The sequence below is a fragment of the Marinomonas communis genome (assembly GCF_004363305.1).
In the GTDB taxonomy this organism is placed as follows: domain Bacteria; phylum Pseudomonadota; class Gammaproteobacteria; order Pseudomonadales; family Marinomonadaceae; genus Marinomonas; species Marinomonas communis.
Map to the genome: position 1 here is coordinate 514,195 of NZ_SNZA01000001.1, position 25,540 is coordinate 539,734.

At 44.9% G+C, this 25,540-nt stretch carries 21 protein-coding genes; 9 read left to right on the forward strand and 12 right to left on the reverse strand.

The annotated features are described in order from the left end of the window. Positions 1–66 precede the first annotated feature (66 nt). The 5 genes from C8D85_RS02430 to ehuB all read right to left on the reverse strand — a co-directional run bounded on the left by C8D85_RS02430 (position 67) and on the right by ehuB (position 3,820). Positions 67–780 carry a ZIP family metal transporter gene (locus C8D85_RS02430; RefSeq protein ID WP_244936875.1) on the reverse strand — a complete coding sequence of 238 codons (714 nt, stop codon included), beginning with the start codon at positions 778–780 and terminating at the stop codon, positions 67–69. A 74-nt stretch (positions 781–854) separates the two neighbouring features. Then, complete coding sequence (gene ehuA, locus C8D85_RS02435) at positions 855–1,628, reverse strand: ectoine/hydroxyectoine ABC transporter ATP-binding protein EhuA (RefSeq protein WP_133559770.1); 774 nt, start codon at positions 1,626–1,628, stop codon at positions 855–857. Further along, entirely contained in the window at positions 1,625–2,302 is a 678-nt protein-coding gene (ehuD, locus tag C8D85_RS02440; protein WP_133559771.1) for an ectoine/hydroxyectoine ABC transporter permease subunit EhuD, read from the reverse strand. The genes ehuA and ehuD overlap by 4 nt, the downstream gene beginning before the upstream one ends. After that, positions 2,299–2,961, reverse strand: coding sequence for an ectoine/hydroxyectoine ABC transporter permease subunit EhuC (ehuC, locus tag C8D85_RS02445; protein ID WP_133559772.1), 663 nt, complete (start codon positions 2,959–2,961; stop codon positions 2,299–2,301). The genes ehuD and ehuC overlap by 4 nt, the downstream gene beginning before the upstream one ends. 19 nt (positions 2,962–2,980) lie before the next feature. Next, positions 2,981–3,820 (reverse strand): ectoine/hydroxyectoine ABC transporter substrate-binding protein EhuB, encoded by an 840-nt coding sequence (gene ehuB / locus C8D85_RS02450; protein ID WP_211342116.1) that lies wholly within the window; start codon positions 3,818–3,820, stop codon positions 2,981–2,983. A 378-nt stretch (positions 3,821–4,198) separates the two neighbouring features. Between ehuB and C8D85_RS02455 the strand changes: the two genes are divergently transcribed. Further along, positions 4,199–4,993: an ATP-grasp domain-containing protein gene (locus C8D85_RS02455; protein WP_133559774.1), complete on the forward strand. Its 795-nt coding sequence runs from the start codon at positions 4,199–4,201 to the stop codon at positions 4,991–4,993. 236 nt (positions 4,994–5,229) lie between these two features. On the opposite strand, the gene cysB is transcribed toward C8D85_RS02455, so the two are convergent. Next, complete coding sequence (cysB, locus tag C8D85_RS02460) at positions 5,230–6,204, reverse strand: HTH-type transcriptional regulator CysB (RefSeq protein ID WP_133559775.1); 975 nt, start codon at positions 6,202–6,204, stop codon at positions 5,230–5,232. A 112-nt stretch (positions 6,205–6,316) separates the two neighbouring features. On the opposite strand from cysB, the gene C8D85_RS02465 reads away from it, so the two are divergent. Continuing rightward, positions 6,317–7,078, forward strand: a complete 762-nt coding sequence (locus C8D85_RS02465) for a sulfite exporter TauE/SafE family protein (RefSeq protein ID WP_133559776.1) — start codon at positions 6,317–6,319, stop codon at positions 7,076–7,078. Between the two features lie 184 nt (positions 7,079–7,262). Continuing rightward, entirely contained in the window at positions 7,263–8,339 is a 1,077-nt protein-coding gene (locus C8D85_RS02470) for a 3-deoxy-7-phosphoheptulonate synthase (protein ID WP_133559777.1), read from the forward strand. 73 nt (positions 8,340–8,412) lie between these two features. On the opposite strand, the gene nfuA is transcribed toward C8D85_RS02470, so the two are convergent. Continuing rightward, entirely contained in the window at positions 8,413–8,994 is a 582-nt protein-coding gene (gene nfuA, locus C8D85_RS02475) for a Fe-S biogenesis protein NfuA (protein ID WP_133559778.1), read from the reverse strand. 234 nt (positions 8,995–9,228) lie between these two features. Between nfuA and C8D85_RS02480 the strand changes: the two genes are divergently transcribed. Both C8D85_RS02480 and C8D85_RS02485 read left to right on the forward strand, forming a co-directional pair. Continuing rightward, on the forward strand, positions 9,229–10,890 hold the full coding sequence (locus C8D85_RS02480) for a nitrite/sulfite reductase (RefSeq protein WP_133559779.1): 1,662 nt from the start codon (positions 9,229–9,231) through the stop codon (positions 10,888–10,890). Then, positions 10,874–11,353 carry a DUF934 domain-containing protein gene (locus tag C8D85_RS02485; RefSeq protein WP_133559780.1) on the forward strand — a complete coding sequence of 160 codons (480 nt, stop codon included), beginning with the start codon at positions 10,874–10,876 and terminating at the stop codon, positions 11,351–11,353. Before C8D85_RS02480 ends, C8D85_RS02485 begins: the two co-directional genes overlap by 17 nt. Before the next feature lie 225 nt (positions 11,354–11,578). On the opposite strand, the gene C8D85_RS02490 is transcribed toward C8D85_RS02485, so the two are convergent. Then, positions 11,579–12,730 carry a M14 family metallopeptidase gene (locus C8D85_RS02490; RefSeq protein WP_133559781.1) on the reverse strand — a complete coding sequence of 384 codons (1,152 nt, stop codon included), beginning with the start codon at positions 12,728–12,730 and terminating at the stop codon, positions 11,579–11,581. A gap of 36 nt (positions 12,731–12,766) precedes the next feature. Here C8D85_RS02490 and C8D85_RS02495 point away from each other — a divergent pair, with 36 nt between their 5' ends. Beyond that, positions 12,767–13,276, forward strand: coding sequence for a hypothetical protein (locus tag C8D85_RS02495; RefSeq protein WP_133559782.1), 510 nt, complete (start codon positions 12,767–12,769; stop codon positions 13,274–13,276). A 243-nt stretch (positions 13,277–13,519) separates the two neighbouring features. Next, a complete protein-coding gene (locus tag C8D85_RS02500; RefSeq protein WP_133559783.1) occupies positions 13,520–14,005 on the forward strand; it encodes a putative 4-hydroxy-4-methyl-2-oxoglutarate aldolase in 486 nt (161 codons plus the stop codon). A 77-nt stretch (positions 14,006–14,082) separates the two neighbouring features. Here C8D85_RS02500 and C8D85_RS02505 read toward each other — a convergent pair whose 3' ends face one another. Genes C8D85_RS02505 through C8D85_RS02520 form a run of 4 tightly spaced genes read right to left on the reverse strand, consistent with a single transcriptional unit; the run spans position 14,083 to position 21,049 of the window. Next, complete coding sequence (locus C8D85_RS02505) at positions 14,083–16,782, reverse strand: hsp70 family protein (RefSeq protein ID WP_133559784.1); 2,700 nt, start codon at positions 16,780–16,782, stop codon at positions 14,083–14,085. After that, positions 16,782–18,530, reverse strand: coding sequence for an Hsp70 family protein (locus C8D85_RS02510; RefSeq protein ID WP_133559785.1), 1,749 nt, complete (start codon positions 18,528–18,530; stop codon positions 16,782–16,784). Before C8D85_RS02510 ends, C8D85_RS02505 begins: the two co-directional genes overlap by 1 nt. Then, entirely contained in the window at positions 18,531–19,124 is a 594-nt protein-coding gene (locus tag C8D85_RS02515) for a DUF2760 domain-containing protein (RefSeq protein WP_133559786.1), read from the reverse strand. It lies immediately after the preceding gene. 5 nt (positions 19,125–19,129) lie between these two features. Then, positions 19,130–21,049 carry an ATP-binding cassette domain-containing protein gene (locus tag C8D85_RS02520; protein WP_133559787.1) on the reverse strand — a complete coding sequence of 640 codons (1,920 nt, stop codon included), beginning with the start codon at positions 21,047–21,049 and terminating at the stop codon, positions 19,130–19,132. Between the two features lie 250 nt (positions 21,050–21,299). Between C8D85_RS02520 and C8D85_RS02525 the strand changes: the two genes are divergently transcribed. Both C8D85_RS02525 and C8D85_RS02530 read left to right on the forward strand, forming a co-directional pair. Continuing rightward, the gene (locus tag C8D85_RS02525) at positions 21,300–22,424 is read left to right on the forward strand and encodes an efflux RND transporter periplasmic adaptor subunit (protein ID WP_133559788.1); all 1,125 of its coding nucleotides are present in this window, start codon (positions 21,300–21,302) and stop codon (positions 22,422–22,424) included. Continuing rightward, positions 22,421–25,531, forward strand: coding sequence for an efflux RND transporter permease subunit (locus C8D85_RS02530; RefSeq protein WP_133559789.1), 3,111 nt, complete (start codon positions 22,421–22,423; stop codon positions 25,529–25,531). The genes C8D85_RS02525 and C8D85_RS02530 overlap by 4 nt, the downstream gene beginning before the upstream one ends. The last annotated feature ends 9 nt before the right edge of the window (positions 25,532–25,540 follow it).

A 25,540-nucleotide genomic window follows, 5' to 3' on the forward strand; every position in this document is an offset into this window, starting at 1 on the left:
TCTCCTTACTTGTGGAGAACATAGCACAAATATAAAAATGTATACATTTTTATATTTGTATCGATTTTAATGCTGCATCATAAAACCCACTAATCCCAATACAAACCCAAGTACTGCACCAAATGGCGGAGCCCAATGTTTCTCAAGCTTAACTTGAGGAGCAATATCCTGAAAAACTGCATACATAATACCGCCTGCTGCCACCAACATAATGCCGGCAACAAGCTCCTCAAACCTCGCCAACCAAAAATATGCGATTAAAGCTGAAACAGGCCCCATCAAAGCCAATAGCAAAAACAGCCACAAAATACGTTTATCAGACAAACGTCCAGATTCCCTTAACTCACGGAACGCATTAAAACCTTCTGGTAAGTTTTGCATGGCAATGAGGGTCGCCAATAAAAATGAGGAGCCTTTTCCAAGGGCTAATGAAGCACCAAGGGCGATTGATTCAGGTATAAAGTCCGATAGCATAGCAATGAGCTGGCCTGCCGCACTTTTGTGTTGATATAGATAGCGGTCAATACACATGAAAAGCAATCCACCCGCTAAAAACAAACCAGCACTGACCGCAACAGAAAATGGCACAATACCTTCTGGCACTAACACCAAAGCAATCGCTGAAAGCAGAGCGCCACCACCAAAAGCCGTTACACTGTGTCTTAACTCTTCATTTAGCCAATTCGGTCTTATCGCATCTATTGTGGCCAGACAGCCTCCTAATGGCATAGCCAAACCAGCACCAAGTGTAAGCAGCAAGATATAGATCCATTCCGGCACATTGAATTCCTTGTAAAACGAGAACACCGCCATTTGGCGGTGTTAGGGTTAATATTCAGCTTAATAATAACTTTCTATTGACTCATGTAGGCATTCAGAAATGCCTGTGTTCTTGTCTCTTTAGGCGCCGTAAAAATTTGTTCAGGTTCACCCTCTTCTACAATAGCACCCTGATCAAAAAAGCACACTCTGTCGCTTATTTCACGAGCAAAGTACATTTCATGGGTCACGAGAAGCATTGTAAAACTATGCTTCTTCGCTAGATTGCGAATCACATCAAGCACTTCATCGACTAATTCTGGATCAAGAGCCGACGTAATTTCATCCAAAAGCAAGATCGATGGCTGCATTGCCAAAGCTCTCGCGATACCTACCCGTTGCTTCTGACCACCAGACAATTCATTAGGATACATGTCCGCTTTATCGCTCATTCCAACTAATTCTAATAGTTCATCAGCAATCGCTTCCGCTTCCGCTTTTGTTTTACCCTGTACTCGCATCGGCGCTTCTGTAATATTGCGCTTGACACTCATATGCGGAAATAAATTAAAGTGCTGGAACACCATACCTAAATGGTGGCGCATTCTATGAAGGTGCTTGTTGTCAGCTGGCACCAGGCCATTGGCCGTACGTTTATGCCAAAGAGGTTCACCCGCGACATTGACCACACCACCCTCTATTCCTTCTAAAGTCATCAGAATTCGCAACAAGGTGCTTTTGCCTGAGCCGCTCGGACCTATGATGGACACAATCTCTCCATCTTCTACCGAAAAATTAAAATCTTTAAAAATGACTGTATCACCAAAACGTTTTTCAACGCCCTGAAACTCTATTAAAGGCTGACTCATTTTAGCGTTATTCCTTCTTTCGGAAAGCGTCTTTCGACACAATGGATACCGTATGCGGCTATCAGACTAAACAATAAATACAACACGCCAACTAACGTGAAAGGCTCAAGATATCTAAAGTTTTCAGAGCCAATAATTTTTGCAACTTGAAGCATTTCTAGCAAAGTGATGGCTGAAAGCTGGGGAGTTTCCTTAAACATTGCAATGATATAATTGCCAGTTGCAGGAATCATTGGCCTTAAAGCTTGAGGTAAAACGATATCCTTATAGGTATCGAATACACTTAAGTTTAATGCCCTAGAAGCTTCCCACTGCCCTTTTTCAACGCCATCAATGCCACTTCGGAAGACTTCTGACAGATAAGCGCCATAATGAAGCCCAAGCGCCAAAACTCCCGTTAAAAGTGGAGACATGCTGATTCCAAACTCTGGCATCACGTAGTACAGGAAGAAAATCTGCACCAGAAGCGGTGTGCTTCGAACAAACTCAACAATCCAGTATGTTATAGAACGAACCAAAAAGAATCCGCTTCGACGCAATAAAGCGAATGACAACCCCACGACTATGGCTAGACAACTGCCCAACAAAGTAGCCAAAAGTGTTACTTTAGCAGCCTCTAAAATCGTCGGCATAACCTCAAACGTGAATTGCCAATCCCAATCAAATCCATTCATTGGCCCAACCCTCCACGACCTAAACCTCGGCTCAGTTTTTTCTCCAACACTCTAAACCCAATTGCTAAAACTTGAGCAAATAGGAAATAAAGAACCAAGACAACAGCAAAAATTTCTGTCACTTGAAGTGTCATATCCGCTAAAGCTTTTGCTCGATAAGTTAGGTCTGCGATGGTAATCAACGAAACTAACGACGTTGCTTTCACAAGTTCAATCGCTAAGTTGCCAAACGGGGGAATCATATTGACTAATGCTTGAGGCATTAAAATTCGCCACAATCGTTGGGTTGAACTGAAATTTAGCGCGACGGCCGCTTCATACTGACCTTTCGGCACGGATGCCATGGCACCACGAACAACCTCTGTACCATAGGCGCCAATATTTAGACCTAAAGCGACCACACCTGCGGTCATTGCATCAAATGAAAAGCCAAAGAACGGCAATACAAAATAGATCCAGTACAGCTGGATCAAGGCAGATGTGCCTCGAAAGAACTCTATGTAGATAATTGCAAGATATTTAATCGGCTTGGGGGCATAAAGCCTTAACATACCAAAACCAAACGCCATCACTGCAGCTAAGGGTAAAGCTAAGGCCACAATTTTAAGTGTGACCAAGGCCCCCTCGAGCAGGATAGAGATAATTTCGCCAAACGGCATTTCTCTCTCCTACTCTATTTTATTGCTGGCACAATGTTTCAGCGGTTGCCGAGCCCGGCAGGGTATGTTCACCAAAACCGTACTCTTTTACCATCGCAATATGCTCAGGTGTTGCAATAAAGCTTTTTAGCTCTTTATTGAATGCATCTCTTAGGGACTCATCACCGGGCCTAAAACCAAATGCTCCGTAACCTTTGATAGCTTTTCCATCAATCACTAAATCTTCAAAGGGTTGCGCTAGAGTCACTCGATCATCTTTTTGGGCGAGTGTTGCCATTGTAAGAGCCGTGCCCGCTAATGCATCGATGCGTCCAGCCTTTAGTGCTGCAACACCAGATGGATAATCTGGCAAAGTGACAATCTTACTCATTTCAATGCCGTAATCTTTGGCATAACCGTATTCAACAGCCCCCGACATCACGCCCATTTTTACATCCTGCTGATGTACATCTTCGTAACCATGAAGATTTTTTGGATTACCATTTTTAACCAAAAAACCCTCACCAATGCTGTAAGTTGGGTTCGAGAACAATACTTGCTGACAACGTTTTGGGGTGATGTACATACCTGCGGCGATGACATCAAAACGACCAGCTTTCAAACCTGGAATGAGTGCGCCAAACTCAGTTACCACAACATTGACGTCTTTAACACCCAAAGACTCTAAAACGTGAACAGCTATACTTGGTGACTCACCAGCAGGATCCCCAGCTGGGGTCGTGTAGCCATAAGGCACTTCATTAGCAACACCTATTGTCACTTCCCCACTCTCTTGAATATCTTCAAGTGTGCCTGCGTTAACACTTAAACTCGCTGCACAGACTGCAAGTGCGACCATACTACGATTTAATTTAGTCATGCTCATTGCTTCTCCTAATGATTAGAGTTCAAAATTGTGTCCTAAACCATCGTAAAGAATTGCTAAAAAACATTCAAACAAATTACATGTCTAAATATTTTAAATCTAAGTATTTGATCATTCTGAATTTAAAGACATTTAATATTATATTATATATTTCAATATCTTATTGTGTTCTATTTAGATGTTGGAATATTTTATAACTAATCTTACCTTTCAATTATGAATCTGCATTCACCTCAATTGATAAACGCCTCTAAGCACTTTTAAGCTACCAAAGTTTGCAAGTTTAGAATGGTAAAAATGACTCAAAAATCGCTTTGAATTTGACAACATTAGCCTTATTATCGCGCGATCTTTATTATTGAGCGCTAACACGTGAAAATTGTTTCTTTTGATGCTTTAAGATCCCTTCATCTACCCAATGTGCAATACATTAAACCCGAAAACATGTACGCGCATTTAGACGATATTCGTGCAGCAGATTGGGTGATTTTTCCTGAGTATTGGCAGCTTAACGCACTTGTACACGGGCTAAAGAAACGTATTTTTCCAAGTTTAGCATCGTATATGGTGGGCCATGATAAGGTCGAAATGACACGTACATTTATGACCATTATCCCTATGAATCATCCATATACGGAGATTGTTGCCAACACCCCATACGAAGCTGATCGGATATGGGACATTATGCCAACACCATTTGTCGCTAAGATCCCACGTAGCAGCATGGGCAATGGGGTGTTTCTGATAGATAACCCAATCCAATGGCGTGAATATTTAGAGAAAAGTTCTGTTATCTACGCTCAAGAATATCTCCCTATAGACAGAGATCTTCGCGTTGTATGGGTGGGAGGAAAAGTCGTGAGTGGTTATTGGCGACTACAGGCCGACAAGGGGTTTTACAATAACATCAGTCAAGGTGGGAAAGTTGAAGTTGCTCTAATTCCAAAAGAAGCACTGGATTTAGTTCATTTTGTCTCGACTTCATTAGGTATTGACCATGGTGGTTTCGATATTGCGATGGTTGGCTCAGTTCCATACTTAATCGAATTCAATCGTATCTTCGGTAACCAAGGCGTTAAAGACCTGCAACAGAGTGTTGATGCGAACATTATCGAGTATTTAGAAAATGAACTTCCTACTGACAACATAGTTGACATGATCGGATAAAAAAGGAGTGAATATCACTCCTTTTTCGATCATTGCATTTGCCTATTTGTATTCAACCCAAGCTTCGCCACCCAATACAACATCTTCGATATCTTGATTGCCCGCAAAGTGCTTGGTGATTTTCTCTATAAAAGCTGCCATAAACCTCTCTCCTACGTAGTCAATAGAGACATAATACGTTTGAAAGATGACAATCAGAATTTGGTTTAAGCTAACAGTTTCATAAAGATTTGCTATCAGTATCTTGGCAGTTCAATTCCTTCAAACAACGATTCAACGTCTTGTCGAGTCGGCATTTCCATCGCTTGCATAACCAAATCTTGCGTAAGGTGCGGTGCAAAAGACTGGATAAACTTGTACATATATCCGCGTATGAAGGTATTTGAACGTATACCTATTTTAGTAGTGCTATCTGCAAATAAGTGTGAAGCATCAAGCGCAACAAGATCACTGTCTGCTTCTTGGTCATAGGCCATCGTAGCAACAATACCGACGCCTAACCCCAAGCGAACATAGGTCTTGATAACATCGGAATCTGCAGCGGTGAACACCACATTAGGTTCTAAGTCGGCCGTTTGGAAAGCTTCATCAAGCTGCGAGCGGCCCGTAAAACCAAAAACATAAGTTACAATTGGGTATTGAGCCAATGCTTCAAGCGTTAGGGTATCAATCTGAGCCAAAGGGTGATCTTTAGGAACTACAACAGATCTATTCCATGTATAACATGGCAGCATCACCAAGTTGCCAAACATCTCCAATGCTTCTGTTGCGATTGCAAAATCCACGACACCATCATTCGCCATCTCAGCAATTTGCATAGGTGTTCCCTGGTGCATATGCAGAGTGACATCAGGATAGCCTTCAATAAACTTATGAATGACATTAGGTAGGGCATATCGAGCTTGTGTATGGGTAGTAGCGATATCTAGCGACCCTTTCCTTTCATCACTGAACTCTTTTGCGACCTTTTTAATGTTTTGCGTTTGATTGAGAATTTCACCAGCAAGAGCAATGATTTGTTCGCCAGCAGGCGTGATATGAGTCAAATGCTTACCACTACGTGCGAACACTTCGATGCCTAATTCGTCCTCGAGCAGTCGAATTTGTTTACTAACTCCCGGCTGAGAGGTATACAAACTTTGCGCAGTTGCCGAGACATTTAAGTCGTGTCGTGCGACTTCCCAAATATACCTTAGCTGTTGTAGCTTCATTGGCCGATTATCCTTATTCTAAAAAGAGTTAAAAACATAAAAAAATATTACTTTATAGAATAGTAAAAAAGATCTATGGTTGCCAACATTAATCTAGTAAAGATGCGAAACAATGGATTTTATTTGGTACATCATGGCAGGCCTTGGCGTGGGCTTAGCGGTAGGTATTACAGGCGTTGGAGGTGGCTCACTAATGACACCACTCCTTTTAATGTTTGGCTTTCCACCCCACATTGCGATAGGCACAGACCTACTTTATGCAGGCATAGCTAAAAGCACAGGCGTGGTTATGCATGCAAAACGAGGCAATGTGAATTGGCGAATTATGGGGGCCATGGCCGCAGGCAGTCTACCTGCATCTTTTGTCACTGTTTGGGCATTATCACAGTTTGAGCATCCAGAGCACTATCAGCATTTGTTGACTGGTACGCTGGGGTTAATGCTCATTATCACTGCCGTTGTAATAGTATTTAGAAAGCATTTACATGGCTTTCTAAAGCTCAACATCAATGAACAGCAAGGCTCAACTGCAATATTCTTGTGTGGACTTGTGCTTGGCGTATTCGTTACGCTCACTTCGGTAGGAGCAGGAGCGCTAGGAACCGCTATGATGATGTTATTATTCCCGGCTATGCAAGCACGCAACGTCGTTGGTACAGACCTTGCCCATGCTGTACCTCTTACTCTTGTTGCTGGTATTGGGCATGTATTCCTAGGAAATATTGACTACAACTTATTAGCAGGACTTTTGATCGGCTCCATCCCAGCTATTTATGTTGGAACAAAAGTAGCCTCATTTGTTCCGAATAAAGTTCTTCAACCAGTACTAGCAACGGCGCTGGCCAGCTTTGGCGTAAAGTATCTTTTTTTCTAATCCCCGCCAAACAAGCTAATTGAGAAAGGCACTCATTTGAGTGCCTTTTTTTATTTCAAACACATTTTTTAGCATTTTTATTTATAAAGCCCCTTCATTCTTACTTTGAAAACCTGTAATGTACCTAACACATAAAAAAACAAGCAATTAAATTGCACAAAAAGTTATATTAGGAATCTTAGAGATGAGTGATTCGCGTTTAGAGGACTTAAATATCGCCTCTTTCAGTTCTTTAGTTACCCCACAAGCTCTTAAGCAAGAGCTTCCATTAAGCAACTCAATCCGTGAGCAAATTGCTCAATCACGTGATGTGATTAAGAACATTATGGATGGCACTGATCACCGTCTTGCTATTGTGATTGGCCCATGTTCTATCCATGACCCTGAGGCGGCGTTAGATTACGCGCGTCGCTTAAAAGCACTATCAGAAAAAGTGAGCGATTCACTTTACATTGTTATGCGAGCTTACTTTGAAAAGCCGCGCACCACTGTTGGCTGGAAAGGCTTAATCAACGATCCAAATCTAGATGGAACATTTGATATCAATAAAGGTATGCGTGTCGCTCGCAAACTTTTGGTCGACCTTTCAGAATTGGGTCTTCCTCTTGCTACAGAAGCGCTGGATCCGATTTCACCTCAATACTACCAAGACCTAATCAGCTGGTCTGCAATCGGTGCACGTACTACTGAGTCGCAAACTCACCGTGAAATGGCATCTGGCCTTTCTGGTCCAGTTGGTTTCAAAAACGGTACAGACGGATCAATGACAGTTGCCGTTAACGCGATGCAATCCGTATCCCACCCACACTCTTTCCTTGGTATCAACGAAGGTGGCCAAGTAACCATCGTGAATACAAAAGGTAATGAGTACGGACATCTTGTACTACGTGGTGGTAACGGCTTACCAAACTACAGTGCAGAACACATCGCAGCAAGTGAAGCGGAACTTACAAAAGCAGGTCTTAAGCACAACATTATGGTGGACTGCTCACATGAGAATTCAGCTAAAAAGCCTGAGCGTCAACCTGAAGTGGCATTGGACGCAACTCGTCAAATCATTGAAGGTAACAATTCAATCATGGGCTTGATGATCGAAAGTAATATTGGCTGGGGCAATCAAAAAGTGCCAGCGAACATTGCCGAGCTTGAGTACGGTGTATCGATTACTGATGCATGCATTGATTGGGCGACCACAGAAAAAACTCTGTTGGAAATGGCTGAAGTACTAAAAGACGTTCTGCCAAAACGCCCTCGTTCATAAAGGGTTATCGCTTTAAAATAAAAATGGAGCCGTTGGCTCCATTTTTTATGTCTTCAATTTGACTAAGCAAATCTTACATAAAGGCGTTATCTGTTACTGTGTGGTCAGTCGCATCTTTAACAGCCGTTAGCCCCGGTACTTTTTCAACCAACGTTTTTTCAACGCCTTCTTTAAGTGTTAGATCAACTGCACTACAGCCTTGGCAACCACCACCAAATTGTAGAACAGCAACGCCACCCTCAATCACTTCTACCAACTTCACTTCACCACCGTGTGCAGCAAGACCTGGATTGATTTCAGAATACAAGACGTAATTAATTTGATCTTCAATTGGGCTATCAGCGGTTACTTTTGGCATCTTAGCGTTAGGTGCCTTGATCGTTAATTGGCCACCCATTTTCTCAGTTGCGTAATCAACAAATGCTTCGTCAAGGAATGGCACTGAGTTAGCTTCCATGTAAACACGAAGCTTTGGTAGGTCTAACACTTCATCTGTTTCGACTACTTCTTCAGGACGACAATAAGCCAAACAAGTTTCAGCGTATGGTGTTCCCGGCTGCTGAATAAAAATACGCACAGCCATACCTTCTACACCTTGCTTATCTAGCAAACCGCCTAGGTATTCTTGCGCGCTGTCTGTAATCGTGATGTTCATACTCACCCTTATAAAATCGTGTGATCATTCAATAGCGCCAATGTTACCCCACTATGATTACAAAACAAAAGACCCACTAAAGAAGTAAAGTATTTTTTCCATTTAGGAAGAATCAAGACACTCTTCTTTAGTCGATTTTTTTTTAAAGATATAGATAAATATTCATTTTAGGAATAAAGGATTTTTGGTAAATTTACCCTACCTAAAATTTATACAACAACGGTTCAGTCTTTTATGTATCAATACGACGCAATTGACCAGCAGCTAGTGGAAGAGCGTGTGGCACAATTTCGCGACCAAACTCGCCGCTACCTGAATAAAGAGCTAAAAGAAGAAGAGTTTCTTCCTTTACGCTTACAAAATGGCCTATACGTTCAGCGCTATGCTCCTATGCTACGTATTGCCATTCCTTACGGAATGGTTTCCAGTACGCAACTACGACTTCTAGCGGACATCACTCGTCGCTACGATCGTGGCTATGGTCATTTTAGTACTCGCCAAAACCTGCAATTGAACTGGCCTAAGCTTGAAGATGTGCCAGATATTCTTGCTGAATTAGCAACAGTTCAAATGCATGCAGTACAAACCAGCGGTAACTGTATCCGTAATACGACAACAGACCAATATGCAGGTGTTATCTCTGACGAGGTAGCAGACCCTCGCCCATATTGTGAACTGATTCGCCAGTGGTCTACATTCCACCCAGAATTCGCGTTCTTACCACGTAAATTCAAAATTGCTGTCTGTGCAACAGATTCTGCCGACCGAGCAGCGACTCAAGTACATGATATCGGTCTTCATATTAAGAAAAATGATGCCGGTGAGATTGGCTTTAAAGTCATCGTTGGTGGTGGTCTAGGCCGTACACCAATGGTCGGTGAAACCATTTCTGAATTCATTCCTCGTAGTGACCTTTTGACGTACCTTGACGCGATCATTCGTGTTTACAACCAACAAGGCCGTCGTGACAACAAGTACAAAGCACGTATTAAGATCCTAGTGAAAGCATTAGGTATTGAAGAATTCCGTAAGCGTGTAGACGCTGAGTGGGAACACCTTCGTGGTACTGAAAGCACTGTTCCAATGAGTGAGTTCGATCGTTTAGCAAGCTTCTTCACTGAGCCAGCTTATGAAGCACTTGAAGATCAGCCTGCTGAACTAGCTGCAAAAATCGCTGAAAGCAACGGTTTTGCACGCTGGTACGAGCGCAACACATTCGAACACAAAAAACCAGGCTATCGCATCGTAACGCTTTCATTGAAGAAGCCAGGTATCGCACCAGGTGATGCAACAGCTGATCAAATGGAAAAAGCAGCGAACCTTGCGGATCAATACAGCTTCGGTGAATTGCGTGTTAGCCATGAACAAAACCTTGTACTGGCTGATGTTCGTCAAGATCAGTTGATCGAGCTTTGGGAAGCCGCGAAAGAAAACGGTTTTGCAACACCTACCCTAGGCCTATTAACAGATATGATCTGTTGCCCAGGTGGTGACTACTGTGGTCTAGCAAATGCGAAATCGATCCCGATTGCAGAGCAAATCCAAGAGACTTTCGACAACCTAGATTACTTATTCGATATCGGTGAAGTTGACCTTAACATCTCTGGCTGTATGAATGCCTGTGGTCACCACCACGTGGGTAACATCGGTATCCTTGGTGTAGATAAGAAAGGCGAAGAGTTCTACCAAGTATCTCTAGGTGGTGCTTCTGGTCACGATGCATCGATCGGTAAGATCTTAGGCCCCTCTTTTGCTCAGGAGCAAATCGGTGGCGTGATTCAGAAAATCATTGGTGTTTACGTTTCTCAACGTACCGAAGAAGAACGCTTTATTGATACCTTCCGCCGTATTGGAATTGCACCATTTAAAGAGGCCGCATATGCCAAAGATAATTAAGAACGGCGAAATCGTCGAGAACACTTACGTATGGCAACAAGACGTCGAAGCTGTTGCCACTGAGAACGCGATCGTACCAATGCAGAAATGGTTAGATAACCAAGACAGCATCGGCAAAGTTGCTGGTATTTGGATTGATGCAGGCGAAGGTGTTGAACCTCTTGCAGGTGTTGACATAAGCCAATTTGATGTGATCGGCGTTAACTTCCCAACGTTTATGGATGGACGTGGCTTCAGCTACGCTCGTCTACTACGTGAGCGCCTAAATTACCAAGGTGAAATTCGTGCACTTGGTGCATTCATGGCTGACCAGCAAGGCTACTTGATTCGTTGTGGCTTCAACAGCTTTGAGTTTGCAGAAGACGTTAACCTTGATATCGCGTTAACGCTTAACAAACCATTCAGCGTTGCTTATCAAGGCGATGTGGCGGATCCACGCCCAATCTTCTTACGCCGCGGTTAATTAAAACATTAGCCAGAAACAAAAAACCGAGCTAAATGCTCGGTTTTTTTATGCTTGTACGACCCGATTCCATCGGGGAGAGATGGCTCGTACGACTCAATTCCTATCAAGGTCGTAAGATTAATCTCCTTCGCACAGCGAAGTCCTACAACAGCATCATTCTTTAAGGTAGGACCGCGCTTCGCGCGGGAAAAACATTTTAGCAACCTCCATATGAAGACGCGCTTAATCGCCCTTCATATGCTCACTGTTGACCACGTGGTAAATTGGGTAAAGCACATCAGCACCTAGAATCTTAGAGCGCTCAGGCGACCAGCCAACGACTTCGTCAGGCAAGTTCTGATTGTCTTTAAATGGCATTTCTAACGTTAATGATAAGCAGCGGTAGGTGTTGCCAACCCATTTAGAAGCCACGGTCAGTGTTTCTTCACCGTAACGTACTTTTTCATAGCCGATTTCGTTTTGGAAATCAGGACTAACCGCAGTGAAAATTTCTTCGAATATGGATTCCATATCAGCAATACGTTGATCGAAGTTTGGCACACCTTCACAGCCATCAACGAAGTTTACTGGCAGAGTTTCATCACCATGAATGTCCAAGAATAAATCAACGCCAGTTTCAGCCATTTTCTTCTGCACAGCCAGTACTTCAGGGCTACGCTCTTCTGATGCACGCTTCCATTCACGATTCAGATTTACCCCTTTACTGTTAACACGCAAATTACCGTGTACGGCACCATCAGGGTTCATGTTTGGTACGATGTAAAATCGACATTGTTCCAACAGAGCACGAGCAACAGGGTGTGACTCGTCAAAGATACGCTCCAAAAGCCCTTCCATAAACCACTCTGCCATGGTTTCACCAGGGTGTTGACGTGCGATGATCCAAATATTCTTCGCCAAGCCTTGAGTCTTACTAATCTCAAGCATCGTGATATCACGGCCTTCAGCAGTTTCACCGATATGATGTGTAATACAGTCCTCATAACTTGCCGCCCAAGCGACCATGTCTAAGTGACGCTCGTAGCTGTAAGGCGCAAAGTAAGCGTAATAAACACTGTCTTGATCTGGCGTATGCGTCACTACTAACACGCCATCAACGTATTCTGTAGGGACACGGAACCAATGTTCACGATCATAAGAGGCCACCGCTTGGTAACCATCCCAACCTTCCGCAAAGGCTGCGTCTGACGCATTCTCAAAACGAATGACACATTGCTCACCCATGCCACCTTGTAAACGGAAATAGAACCATTGGAAGAAATCAGAGTTTGTATCTTTGGGTATATTTACTCTAATATTGTCCGGCTCTGTGGCGTCGATCACTTCGATATTACCGCCATCAAAGAAACTGCTGATTTTGAGTCGGCTAGTCATTCACTCTTCCTTAACGCTAGGCTGTTAATTTTCATTATGGCAAGTTTACCCATATTCATAAGCGCTGTCGCTAACTCTACGGACGAACCGCACTTTCCACTGTTATTTACTTGGTCCACACACGACGGTCAGATCAAAGAAGTCTTGGTAACCCCTGACGATGACTGGTTACACGAGCATTCTATTGAACCCAACCTGCAAAATTTAGACGAACAACAACTGTACGAGTTCGGCTATGAAGCCCAAGACATCTTGTCAGAATGGGCAACTGAACTCGATACTGACACCATGTATGCAGTAGATGCAGAGTCGGTAGAGGCGTTAGTCGAAACACTATACGATACAAAAGGCTTAGATCCTGCCTTTGAAATCGTATCCATTGAACAATGGTTTAATGAACGTGATATCAACCTTCACCGCGCTCGCGAAGAACAAGGCGTTAACACCCCTTTGCACTTGTTAAGCCCTGACGAGCAAATCATGAGCCTATTACAACTTGCAGCAAGCCATGACCTACTCGACCTCAGTGATTTGGAAACAGAATAGTTTCAAGTGTTGTCTGAATAATGAATATAAACGAGGTGCTATAGCACCTCTCTTTGTATGCTTCTAAAGTGATTAATAAATTTAGATCATATGTTCCGTCTCCATCGGGGAAGCAAGCTTTTTTTATCACGGGTGCAACCCGCTCCTCCGTTCGGGGATGAGAGCTTATATCGCCATCAGGAGATGGCTTGTACGACTCGATTTAGATCAGGAACAGCCATTTTCATCACTTTGGAATTCACTATGAAAGACATTCTGCCAGATCTGTGCGACCTATATCCTAAGCATATTCAAATTGCCGATCCCATTTTCCAAGACTTTGGTGGCCGTGATAACTTCCATGGCGAAGTCGTTACAGTATATTGCTTTGAGGACAATAGCCGCATTCGGGAACTTGTCCAAACACCCGGTAAAGGCAAAGTCTTGGTGGTAGACGGTGGCGGTAGCCGGCGTAAAGCGTTGCTTGGAGACATGCTGGCGGAGAAAGCTGCAGCCAACGGTTGGGAAGGCGTGGTGATTCATGGTGCGGTTCGTGATGTTGCTGCGCAAGCACAAGTTAATCTTGGCTTGAAAGCCCTGTGTGCTCACCCAATGCCAACCGAGAAAAAAGGCTTGGGCGAAGTCGGTAAAACACTGTCTTTTGCCGGTATCGTGATCGTAAACGGTGATTACATCTATTGTGATGCAAATGGTATTTTGGTTGCCAAGCAACCTTTAGCCCTACCTTAAGCAAGCAATAAAAAAGGGGAAGCACGTCGCTTCCCCTCAAGTTCACACTAGGTGAAGAAGCTCTGCTGAACAGCAGACTAACCTAAAGATAGTCCAATCGGTAAGGTTTCGCCAATCAGCTTAGAAAGGTCAGCATCCGTGAGCTCAGACGCGCTTTGCTCTAATCGCTGGCCCCATTGGGACGGACATTTATCTTTCTTAAGCTTATCAAGCACCTTTTTACGCAGAGACTTGAGCTCTTTGCTGTCTTCATCAGAACTCAATTGGACCATCAAAACCGCGGCCAACCCCGCCTGTTTACGCTTCTTCCAATCCTCTTTAAGCGCATCCTGAGTCAACTTAATCGCCAACGCTTGGTCAAGTGTATTGCCCTCTTCATCCAACAATAATCGACGTGACGCTAAACGCCCTACTGACCACCATGCCGTATCTGGCTCGGAAGATTTCTTAAGGCGTTTTGAGAGCCAATCAATCGTTTCAAGCTTACGCTCTTTGGGCAGTCGCTCAAGTGCTCCCACCATACGAATCATGTCATCGCTGGATTTCGTAGTAAGTGCTTTTTGCTTTTCACGAGATCGCTGTCCCGCTGGTGAGTAATATTGAGCAAACTGTTTGTACAGATTTTCCTGCATCGAAACAGAGAGCCCACCTGCAATACGGCGATACAAGGTCCAATGTTGCCCCCATACTGGTGCTTGATCATGCTTAGGGCCTTGTTTCGTTGCATTCATGGTCTGCTCGACCCGAGCTTCATCGCCTAAAGCACCATAGCCTGGACGTAAACAGAAACCAATCAACTGCAACCACTGGCGCTCATGTTGTGGCGACTTGGTGCGACCACTTTTCACGGCTAGCAATTTATCAACTAAACGACGAGAAGTGGCCAAGTTCCACTCTTCGCGATCACCAAGTAAGCGGTCTAAGTCCTGCTTAAGGGACTTCACCAAATCTGGGTATGCTTTTTGGCCTGCAGCAGAAAAGCATTTCACTAAATGTTCTTCAGCTTGCCCCATATTACTATGTAACGGGCCATCTTGATCGTTTGCGGCATTCTCTTCTGATGACTTAGCCACACCAAAATGCAGTACCCACTGATCTTTTAGTGCCTGTGAAAGCAGCTCTACTTTAAGAATACCCACTTCCGTCATGATGGCAGACAAAGCCACTTCAACAGTGTCGCTAGAGGCATTGCCATCTAGCTCAGTCACTAAGTTTGAGACAAAATGAAGGCCTGATTCATCAGACTTCAACTCTCCCACATCACAGGACAAATGGTCATCACAACGATACAGAGGAAATTGAACCTGCTCGCCCATTTTCACTTTAAAGGTTTGCGATAGCTTAATTTGCTCTTCTTTTGGCGTACCTTTCGGCAACAGCCCTAGGAACTGACCATCAGCAAGCTTCAATAACAAACCATGAGCCACACCACTTTCGATCCGTTCAGACTCACCTGCTAAAGAGCGTAGGTACTGGGCGGCACCTTTCGCAACCGCATCGTTTGGCTCTGAAGCATTGCAGACAATAATAGGGCTATCAGACCATTGGTTAAGCTGTTCTAAAACACGATTCTTTAGAAGATCACTGTTGAACAAACCACCGTTAAACAACACCACATCAGGCATATTGGCACCTGTTGCAGCGCTTATTTCATCTCGGTGGGAAGCAAGAAAAGCCGCTAAATGGCGGGTAAAGGCTGCATCACTTTCATAAGGCAAACCCAGAGTGTGAACAGCGTAGTCGCTTTTCTGTACTTTGGTATCAAGTGCCTCTAGCGGTAGAAACCCTGTTTCCACTTGTTCAACCAATTGAGCGCGTTCAACCGTGAATTTCTGTGAGCCGCCAATCAAACGACTGCCGCCACCTAAAACCGTTAAGGTAACGGATTCTGGAGCATCCTGCCCTAACAAAGACTCTTTGGCTTTACGGGTTTGTTGTACCAACGCTGCCAAGCGAGAAGCAGACAATGCAGAGATTTGACGAGGGTCTAACTGGTAAGCAAGTGCCTGATCAAGATTGTCGCCACCCAACAGTAGATGATCCCCTACCGCGACACGTTTAAGACTAGTCTTTTTCTGGCCAGTAGTATCAATACGAACCAAGCTAAAGTCCGTGGTACCACCGCCAATATCAACCACTAAAAGCATTTTTCCTTTCGCCAAGACGCCCAGGTTTTCTTGATTACGAATAAAGTGATAACACGCGGCTTGAGGCTCTTCGAGTAAGTACAACTCGCCAAAACCTGCTTGCTGAGCAGCTTCAAGGGTTAGAGCTCTCGCTTCTTCATCAAACGAAGCAGGAAGTGTCAACGCAACATCTTGTGCTTCAATTGGGCTAGCAGGAAAAGCATGATTCCACGCCGCTCGAATGTGCGACAAAATAAAGGCACTGGCTTGTAGTGGACTGACTTTACGCGGTGCTTCACTGCCCCAAGGAAGGATCGCTTCGCGACGGTCAACTTGGCGATGACTAAGCCAGCTTTTTGTACTTTGAACCAATTGTCCAGAGCGGCGCTGACCAAGCTCTAATGCGCCATGCCCCACAATCAAGTCTGTGGCCTGCCCACGCCATGGAAGAACAGGCTCGATTTTACCGAGTTCATCTTTGGCTAATAGGTAAATCGCACTCGGTAAACGCGTGGATGGGCGCACCGTCCCATCCGCCATAAACTGAGGTATTTCCAACAATTTGGGCTCTGTCTCGCCCGCCGCAAGGTAAGACACCACACAGTTAGTGGTGCCCAAATCAATACCAATACGAAATCGAGCGTTTGACATTAAGACTCCCTAACTTGGAATTCGATTGTCCATACTAAGTCGGAATTTACATCGTGCGCTTGAAGTAGTAGTAATCCAAGCTCTGTCACACGAGCAGACAAGCAAACACGCACCATATCGCCTTCTTTGTAATGACCAGCGTCCAATGCAATGGACAGTGGGCTAAGCTCACTTAAGGCCGGAACTGAGAAGGACGGGATAACTTTACCGAGTGCGTCGACCTCTGCACCTTGTGACTGGAAGAAACGGAACGTTACTGTTTCACCTACCACAAGTGAGAATTCGTTTGGCAGCATCTGCTCATCAGAGCCTTCCTCTAGACCAAACGGCGCAACACACAATGCATCGACAGGTGGAGCCATGCCTGGGATCGCAGGCATTGGGCTTGCAACACCAATGTAGTAGTTCGCAGCTAGGCCGCTCTTAACTTTAACACCACCTTCTTGCTGAACTTTCTCGTAGAAAGCCGCACCTTTTGCAACAGCGTAATCAAGATGCGCAGGCGTTAACATTGTTAATTCAGTATGCTCACCTAGCATCTCCTGAAGACGTTGCTCTAGCAAATCGCGGATTGGTTTCGCGTTAAACACACCACCGTTTAGCAGTACTTTATTTGGTACGACCTCAACGGTTGCAAGGAATTCTGATATGTGGCGGGTGATCGCAGGGTCCGCTTCGTAATCGAGGTTAATGGCAGCAAAACCTGAGCGCTGCGCCACTTGAGCACGTTCACCTAAAGTGACTGTTGGAAAGAAACCAGCCAATAATTGCTGCTGAACATCTTGCTGAGTCAAGGTTGCCTTAATGCTGTTATTAAACAGGCTACGACCTCGGCTCGGTACCACAACTGTGGCATCCACTAAATCTTGATTACCTAACAAGCGCTCTTTCGCTTCACGACACGCTTGCGTTAGACCTGTTATTTGCCAAGGTTCAAGTTGCGTGCCTTGTTGCGCAAGTTGACCCGCCAAATGGTACGTCAAGGTCATGTCCATGTTGTCACCACCTAGGAGGATATGGCGACCTACTGCAACACGTTCAAGACCTAGACTGCCGTCTTGATCAACGGCTTGGATCAAGGACAAATCAGTGGTACCACCACCTACGTCAACCACCAGAATATGATCGTCAACGTTTAGTGCATCCGTCCATTTAGGTTGATCCGCCAACCAAGCATAGAAAGCAGCTAATGGCTCTTCGATTAAACGAGCGCGAAGACCCGCTTTGTTAGCAGCATTTTCCGTGATGGCACGGGCAGCAGGATCAAACGAGGCTGGCACGGTGATCACTACTTGCTGATCGGCCATTGGCGCATCTGGAAACTTATGATTCCAAGCACTTACTAAATGCTGGATATACCATTCAGTGACTTGTGCAGGGGAAACTTTTTCGACTTCCTCTAGCGCATCAACCGGTAAAACCTGCTCATCAGCGTTCACTCGCGAGTGACACAACCAGCTTTTCGCACTTTGGGCCATACGACCTTGTGACTTGCCACCTAGCTCACGTGCTAAAGCACCAACAATAACGTCGACTTTGCCCCAAGGTAGCTGACGATCACTTTCTAAAAATTCCGTCGCATGTGGAAAGTAAGCAAAAGATGGCAGCAATGCCAATTCTTCCACTCGGCCTGCAGCGGTAAGCTGAGGGATCAACAATTGTTGAAGACTTGCATCTTCGCCCTGCTCTGCATAGAAAACTGCTGAGTGAGTGGTACCCAAATCGATACCAATAAAATACTGTGCCACTTAAACCTCTACTTCCGCAGGCGCCAAAATATGTAGGCTGTCTGTGTTAGAAACTTTTGGTAGGTTGGTAGCCGTTACTTGCCAACCTGGATGAATCAAGGTACCTGCGTATGGGCCTTCACCCTGTACGCGACCTTCAAGTTTGATCGCTTTTGGATCATAGTCCGCAGCCACTTCTACGCGGCTGTTTTCTGGTGCGCCATTTACCACATCAACGGTAAAGTATTGGCTTACCACCTTTGAACAACCTGCATGGATCTGACGAGCGGCAGCACCAACATCCGCATCACTGTAGCCATCAATGCTCTCTTTTACGAAGTCGATAAAACGCGCTTCTTGCTGCAGAAGCTGTAACAATTGAAGTGCACCATCTTCGTTAACGGTATCAAGCTTAGGCGCTTGCACCTCAACTTCTTTCACCACTTCAACGGTTTTCGTGATGACTTCTGGTTCTACTTCTGAGGCAAACTTTTGGCCTTCACTGACCGCTGAACAGCGCGCCGCGTATTGACCATTCCCCATGTATTTAAAAAACTGGCCGAACGCGCCAAAGAAGCGCGAAACAAAGCCAATGGATTTGATTTCATCTGACATAGTATTTATCCGTTCTGCATTTCTTCAAGCTCGACCCAACGTTCCATCGCGTCTTCGAGCGCTTGTTCTGTTTCGCTAAGCTTCGCCAGAGTGGCTTGAACCTTTTCTTGGTCGCCCGTGTAGAAATCAGCCGCTGAAGTCACTTCATTCAGCTCTTCTAACTGCTGTTCTAAGTCGGCTAATAGATCAGGCATCGCATCAAACTCACGCTGAAGCTTGTAGCTTAGCTTGCTCTTAGCTTTGACAGGCTCTGGGGCTTTTTTAGAGGCTTCTGCTTTCTTTTCAGCCTTTTTCTCTGCCTTTTGCGGCTTTTCTACTTCAGCGGTCGACTCATCTGGGAATTTACCACCTTGGCGGATCCAATCTTCGTAACCACCCACGTACTCTTGAACGTTACCTTCACCTTCAAATGCAATCGTACTGGTGACTACGTTATCTAGGAATGCACGGTCGTGACTGACTAGAAGCAAAGTCCCGTCGTAGTTCATCAGTAGCTCCTCTAGAAGCTCCAGTGTTTCTACGTCTAGGTCGTTGGTCGGTTCGTCCAATACCAATAGGTTGGCTGACTTTGTGAAAAGCTTCGCCAGTAGTACACGGTTACGCTCACCACCTGATAAAGCTTTTACCGGTGTACGCGCGCGTTCTGGCGGGAACAAGAAATCTTGTAAGTAACCAATGATGTGACGGTTCTGACCATTGATTTCAATGCTGTCTTTACCTTCGCCCACGTTATCCGCGACTGTTTTTTCAGGGTCTAGTTGATCACGTAGTTGGTCAAAATACGCAATTTCAAGCTTGGTACCTTGTCGAACTGTACCTTGGTTAGGCGTCAGCTGGCCAAGAAGAATCTTTAAGAAAGTACTCTTACCACAACCGTTAGGGCCGATCAGACCGATGCGATCGCCACGACCTACCACGAGATCCATTGGCTTAAGAATCACTTTGTCACCGAATGAATGGGCAACTTGGGTAAACTCAGCCACCAACTTACCGGATTTCTCTTTGCTATCCAGCGTCATTTTCGCGGTACCTTGACGGCTAACTCGCTCTTTGCGTTCTTCACGTAACGCTTTCAAAGCACGAACTCGGCCTTCGTTACGGGTACGGCGAGCTTTGATACCTTGTCTGATCCAAGCTTCTTCTTCGGCTAATTTTTTATCAAATAAAGCATTAGCGCGCTCTTCTTCTTCCAGAAGCTTTTCTTTGTAATCTAGGAAAGCAGACAACGAGCCCGAAAACGACAGCATGTTGCCTCGGTCAAGCTCGATAATACGGTTGGCTAAATTTTCTAGGAAACGACGGTCGTGGGTAATGAACAGGATCAAGCCACGGAACTGTTTCAACTGACTTTCCATCCACTCAATGGTTGGAACGTCCAAATGGTTGGTTGGCTCGTCTAGTAATAATACATCTGGATTCGACAACAAAGCTTGCGCCAAGATAACGCGACGGCGCCAACCACCAGATAGCTCTGACATGAGTTTGTCAGCTGGTAACGCCAAGCGTTGGATCATATGGTTAACACGCTGGTCAAGGTCCCAGCCTTGGCGTTTATCCAATTCGTTTTGGATACGAGCTAATTCATCATGATGCGCATCGTCAAAGTCGGCAAGCAGCTCATTGTATCGCTGCATAAGCTGGTGGATATCGCCACCACCCTCACTCACTACTTCACGAACTGTTTTATTATTCGCTGCTGGCAGTTCTTGCGGCAACTGAGCAACACGCATACCGCCTTCTACTCGAATCACACCTTCATCAGGAATGATTTCACCAGCAATGATTTTTAGAAAAGTAGACTTACCCGCGCCATTTCGGCCGATGATCGCTACTCGTTCTCCGGCTTCTGCAGAGAAGCTGACTTTACTTAGCAACGGATGATGGCCAAACGCCACGCTCACTTGGTCGAGTGTTAATAAACTCATAGTATTCCGTAAAAACAGGGTCAATTTAGTGCGGCAATGTTACCACTGTTCTTAGGTAAAGATTAACTACAGGCACCCTTTTGCATTGATTTTTAATATATTTTCCTTAGCAAATAGGTCCTTTTGTCGGTAATAACGCTCTATAAATCATCCTGATATCAATATTTCTCATATTTGGTGGTACGTTTCACAACCCTAATGCGTATAATTTGCACAAAAATAATGCTTACTTGGATGCATGGAGTAACACATGGATTTTCGAAACAAACTTGGGCCGATGCTGGCAATCAGTATGGCTGGGCTTGCTGCAATTTGGTTATTAAGTGGTGAAAATGGCATCACTCAAGCGCAAGCACAAGACACGTCATCTAACGAAACTAAGCCTTCCACTTCTAGCACTAACAAGCCAGCGTCCTTATTCAAAGTCACGGCTGTACATTCTACCTCTGAAGTAATCCCTCAAACGATTAAACTGAGCGGCTACACCAGTGCAAACAATACTCTTAGTATTACCAATCAACTTCCAGGTTATGTGGCAAGCGTACATGTTATCAAGGGCGATCGAGTCAATGCAGAGCATGTCCTGATTGAAGTAGATAGACGCGCTTTAGAAGCGAATATCGTTCATGCACAAGCATTGGTAAAACAAAGAGCATTAGAGCTAGAAGGTATTCGAAAACTTACAGGTCAAAAGCTGACTTCTGAAGTAAGTGTCGCATCAGCAGAAGCGGCGCTAGCCAGTGCAAAGGCAAACCTTACCACATTAAAAATCGATCTTGAAAATAGTAGAGTTCGAGCACCTTTTACAGGCGTGATTAATGATTTCAGCATCAAGCCAGGACAATGGCTAAATGACGGCGCTACGGTTGCCACTCTGATTGACCTTAACCCTCTAAAAGTAGCGGCTCAATTACCACAAAAATACTTAAACAAATTATCAATCAATTCTGCTGTCGAGCTCACAATCAATGGTCAAGAAACAAAACAAGGCAACGTTAGCTACATCAGCATGACAGCGGACAATGCAACCCGCGCCATTCCTTTTGAAGTTAGCATTGATAACTCCGACGCCAAACTTTCCGCTGGTTTGAGTGCTGAGATCAACCTAATTCTCGGCCAAGTTGAAGCACATCCAGTATCGCCGGCATTACTCAACGTTAATAATGATGGCCAGATGTCAGTTAAGACTTTAGAGGGAGACATCGTCACCGATTCACCTGTCCAAGTTGTCAAAACTGACCGTGAATTTGCATGGGTATCGGGCCTCTCCACAAAAAGCACCATTATCACTTACGGTCAGGGTTTTGTGAAAGCTGGTGACCAAGTTGAAGTTACGATTGAACCTGCTCAGCTAACTGAAGGGACATCATTATGAGGACGGTTATCGATGCGGCATTAACTCGGTCACGAACTGTGTTGATGCTGTTTGCATTACTACTTGTTTCGGGAACTGTCTCTTACATTGAAATACCAAAAGAAAGCTCACCAGACATCAGCATTCCGATGGCCTATGTGTCAGTGTCACTTGAAGGAATTTCGCCGGAAGACTCAGACAGTTTATTAGTACACCCATTAGAACAAGAGCTTCGCGGTGTTGAAGGACTTAAGGAAATACGCTCAACTGCGTCAGAAGGTCATGCCTCCATTATCCTCGAATTCCAGTCTGGCATTGATATTGACCAAGCCATCATCGACACCAAAGACAAAGTAGACCGAGCTAAAAGCGAACTTCCTGATGACGCCGATGAGCCAACGGTCACCGAGATTAATTTATCAACTTTCCCTGTTATCCGAATTAATCTGTATGGCAATGTTGCTTTTACAACGTTAAGTAGCATCGCCAATCGCCTGCAAGATGATCTTGAAGCCATTGAAGGCGTATTGGAAGCGGACATCAGTGGAGATCGAGACCAGCGTGCTGAAATCATTGTCGATCAACAGAAATTAGACAGCTATGGCATCAATTTAAGCGATGTTGCCAGTTTAGTATCAAACAATAATCGACTGGTGGCTGCAGGCAACCTCGACAGTGATGCGGGCCGTTTTCCGGTAAAAGTTCCTGGGCTGCTCAAAACAGAACAGGACATCATGGACTTACCTGTAAAAGTCGCGGGCGATCAAGTCGTGCTACTAAAAGACATTGCGACTGGGGAAATTACGTTTGAAGACCCAAACAGCTATGCTCGAGCGAACGGTCAACCAAGTATTACTTTAGCGGTGTCTAAACGTGTCGGCGCCAATATTATCGATACGCTATCTAAGGTTAAGGAAGTTGTAAGTGAGAGCCAACAAAGCTGGCCTGAGGAACTCGAGTATAGCTTAACTCAGGACCAGTCCGAGGAAATCGAAACCTCCCTAAACGATTTATTCAACAATGTACTAGCAGCTACATTGTTAGTAATGATCGTAATTGTTTGGGCACTTGGCGTCCGCTCATCCATCCTGGTTGGACTGGCCATCCCAGGCGCCTTTTTAACCGGCATACTGTTTCTTAACCTACAAGGTTACACCATCAACATGGTGGTACTATTCGCCCTAATCTTGAGTGTCGGCATGTTGGTTGACGGCGCCATCGTCGTTACTGAATACGCGGATAGAAAACTTGCTGAAGGCGCCTCCAAACAACGTGCTTTTGCCGAAGCCGCTAGACGTATGGCCTGGCCGATTCTCGCCTCTACTGCAACCACTCTAGCGGTATTCATGCCATTACTATTTTGGCCTGATATCGTTGGTGAGTTTATGCGCTATATGCCTATCACCGTTATTGCGACATTATCCGCATCACTTTTAATGGCATTAATTCTACTTCCAACATTGGGCGCTATCATTGGCAAACGTGGTGCATACTCGCCCAGTGCTTTAAGGACACTACAATTAACTGAAGATGGCGATTTAACTGAACTATCAGGGCTAACTGGTCGTTATGGTCGCATTCTAGCTAAGCTAGTGAATTATCCGAAGTGGGTCCTGTCATTCGCCATAATTCTGCTGTTCTCAGTAATCGCTGTTTATGCATCGTTTGGTAAAGGGGTTGAATTCTTTCCCAACGTTGAGCCTGAAGTTGCCAACTTAGAAGTCAGAGCGCGCGGCGATTATTCACTCAGTGAAAAGGATGCTTTTGTTAAACGTGTTGAGGACATCATATTACAACACCCAGAGTTTGAAAGTGTCACAACCACGACCTACAACTCGCCACCAGATAATGGAGCCGCTGATTCGATCGGCACCATAACCATGGAATTTATTGATTGGTATTTACGCCCCTCCGCCGATGCCATTCTGTCTAAAGTTCGTGAGGAAGCTCAGCAAATACCCGGCATAAAAGTCAGCACTGTCGTGCAACAAGGAGGCCCACAATCTGGTTCTGACATAGAGCTACAGCTCACATCCAGTTACAACGAGTCCTTAAACTTGGCAGCCGATCGCATTGTGGAGTCTTTACAGCAACGACCTGAGATTGTGTCTGTGAACGATGACCGCTCTTTACCTGGTATTGAATGGCGTATTGACATTGACCGCGCTGAAGCCAGCAAATACGGCGTAAACGTCAACACATTGGGCAATGTTATTAAGCTTGTCACGACAGGGATCACTCTCGGTGACTTTTTACCGGAAGGGGCCGAAGACAAGATCGATATCGTTCTGAGATATCCAGTAAACCAAAGAACGTTGGACCAGCTTGATGAACTTCATATCCCAACCAATCAGGGGATTGTTCCCGTTAGTAATTTTGTTCAGCGCTACGCTGCCCCAAAACAGGGGTACATCCACCGCGTGGAAGGTAAACGCTCGGTAAAAATATCCGCTGATGTTCAGGATGGTTTAGTCGTTGACCAAGTCATACAGGAAATACGCAGTGAACTAGAACAAGCGGGATTGCCTACTGATCTTCATTATGAGTTTCGTGGTAATACGGAAGATCAGCAAAAAGCAGCCAGCTTTTTAATCAAAGCATTTGGCGTTGCCTTTTTCATCATGGCCATTATTTTGGTCACCCAGTTTAATAACTTCTTTCAGTGCTTGCTTATTCTCAGCGCGGTTGTTTTCTCAACCATGGGTGTGTTCATTGGCTTACTCCTAAAGGGCGAACCTTTTGGCATTGTGATGAGCGGCGTTGGTGTTATTGCTCTAGCGGGGGTCGTCGTTAACAACAACATTGTTTTAATTGATACCTTTAACACCCTTAAAGCAAAAGGCATGACGGCTAAAGAAGCCGCCGTTCGTACCGGCGTACAACGTCTGAGGCCCGTAATGCTAACCACCATTACTACTATCTTAGGGCTGCTACCTATGGTATTTCAGCTCAATATTGATTTTATTCATCGTGAATTGAGCCTAGGAGCCCCCTCTTCCCAATGGTGGACTCAGCTCTCAACAGCGATAGCGGGAGGCTTGGCATTTGCAACACCTTTGACTTTAATCCTTACCCCTTGTCTTTTGGTACTTGGACATAGAAACAGGAAGCGAGAACAGAATTTGTAAGAATTACGA